Origin of the sequence: Micromonospora phytophila (assembly GCF_023656545.1) — a bacterium.
GTDB lineage: Bacteria > Actinomycetota > Actinomycetes > Mycobacteriales > Micromonosporaceae > Micromonospora > Micromonospora phytophila.
On the sequence record NZ_JAMOKF010000591.1, the window covers coordinates 1 to 1,710 of the forward strand.

Genomic DNA, 1,710 nt, shown 5'->3' on the forward strand with positions numbered 1-1,710 from the left:
GCACCGTCCGGCAGCCGGGGCGGCACCACCGCTCCGCCTCGGCCACGCCCCGGCGAGCGGGCGCCCGCCGGGGCGCCGCGCCCCGGTGAGATCTGGTGGGCCGACGTCCCGTTCGCAGACGGCTCCGGCTCGAAGGTGCGCCCCTGCCTGGTGCTGCGCGCCGACGCCCGGGCCGCCGACGTCCTGAAGATCACCAGTCAGGACAAGAGCGACCGGGACGACCACGTCCGCATCCCCACCCGGGACTGGGACCCGGACGCCGACCACGACAGCTTCGTCAACCTGACCGAGCCGTCCCGGATCCCGCTCGCCGACTTCTCCAACCACGTCGGCACCTGTGACCCCACCCTCTGGCGTCAGATCCGCCGCCTCCCCCACCTGCACACCCGGTGACGAGCACGATCCGGGGTGGGACGCCTCGCTCCACTCCCCGCTGACGTGACCCGTGGCCTGGCCCCGGCGAGCGATCCCCGCCCTGAACCCCTGATGCCTGAGTTGACCAAGAGGTTTGGGGCGGGGAAGGGCGTCCTGGAGGACGCAAACCTCTTGATCACCGCCCGAAAGGGGTTGGCGGGTCGTCCCGGTCGGCGGCCTCGGGGGACAGCGCACCGGGCGGGGTGCCGGGGGTCAGTCCCAGGCGTGGGCGAGGGTGGTGAGCTGGTCGGCGTACTCGATGCGGGCCGCCCAGGAGGTGGGCCAGGCGGGCAGGCCGGCGGCGGCGCCGACGAAGGCGCCGGCCAGCGCGGCGATCGAGTCGGAGTCGCCGGCGGTGGTGGCGCCCCGGGCCAGCGCGGCGACCGGGTCGTCGGCGTGCCGGACGGCGCAGAACAGCGCGGTGGCGAGCGCCTCCTCGGCGATCCACCCCTCGCCGGTCTGCCGGCACGGGTCGCCGCCGTCGTCGGGCGCGGCCAGCGCGGCGTCGAGGCGACCGAGGACGGCGAGGCACTCGTCCCAGCCACGGGCGATGAACTCCTCCGGCGTCGCCATCCCGGGACGCTGCCACAGGTCGCCGAGCCAGTCGGCGCGGTAGACCCGACGCTGCTCGCGGGCCCGGTCGGTGAGCAGCCGGGGCAGCTGCGCCGGTGCCGCGCCCTCGCGCAGCAGCCGCACCGCGTACGCGGTCAGCTCGCTGGCCGCCAACGCGGTCGGGTGGCCGTGGGTCAGCCCCGCCTGGAGCTGGGCCAGCCCGGCGAGGGTGTCCAGGTCGACGTCGAGCAGGCCGACCGGGGTGACCCGCATGTTGGCGCCGCAGCCCTTCGAGTCGGCCACGGTCGCCTCCTGCCAGCGCACCCCCCGGTCCAGCTCCGCGCAGGCGCGCAGGCAGGTCATTCCCGGGGCCCGGTTGTTGTCCGGGCTGGCCGCCCAGTCGAGGAAGCGTCGCCGCAGCAGCGGTTCGACCACCTCCGGCGACCAGTCGGGGGCGTCGTGCAGGGCCCAGCCGACGGCCAGCGCCATCTGGGTGTCGTCGGTGACCAGTGCCGGGTCGCCGGTGAGGTCGCGGGGGCCGGACGGGCCGTAGCGGCGGACGATCTCGGCGACGGTCAGGAACTCGGTGTCCTTGCCGAGCGCGTCACCGTAGGCGAGGCCGAAGAGTGAGCCGGCGGCCAGCCGGCGCGAGGAGTCGATCACGCCCGTGATCATGCCGCGCACCGGCAACCTCATGACAGGCCGGCCGGACGGCCGGCGGGCGGGCGGACGCGCCGGCCGGGC

The 1,710-nt window shown here is 75.8% G+C and carries 2 protein-coding genes; one reads left to right on the top strand and one right to left on the bottom strand.

Translation table 11 applies throughout. The features are described from left to right. Window positions 1–393, top strand: a 393-nt coding sequence (locus NCC78_RS31570; protein ID WP_250799097.1) for a type II toxin-antitoxin system PemK/MazF family toxin, incomplete at its 5' end; no start/stop codon positions are given. A 234-nt stretch (window positions 394–627) separates the two neighbouring features. Here NCC78_RS31570 and NCC78_RS31575 read toward each other — a convergent pair. After that, entirely contained in the window at window positions 628–1,641 is a 1,014-nt protein-coding gene (locus tag NCC78_RS31575; protein ID WP_250799098.1) for an ADP-ribosylglycohydrolase family protein, read from the bottom strand. Window positions 1,642–1,710: the final 69 nt, after the last annotated feature.

Coding starts and splice junctions, on each gene's coding strand:
- NCC78_RS31575 (WP_250799098.1), bottom strand. CDS start 1,641: ATGATCACGGGCGTGATCGACTCCTCGCGCCGGCTGGCCGCCGGCTCA.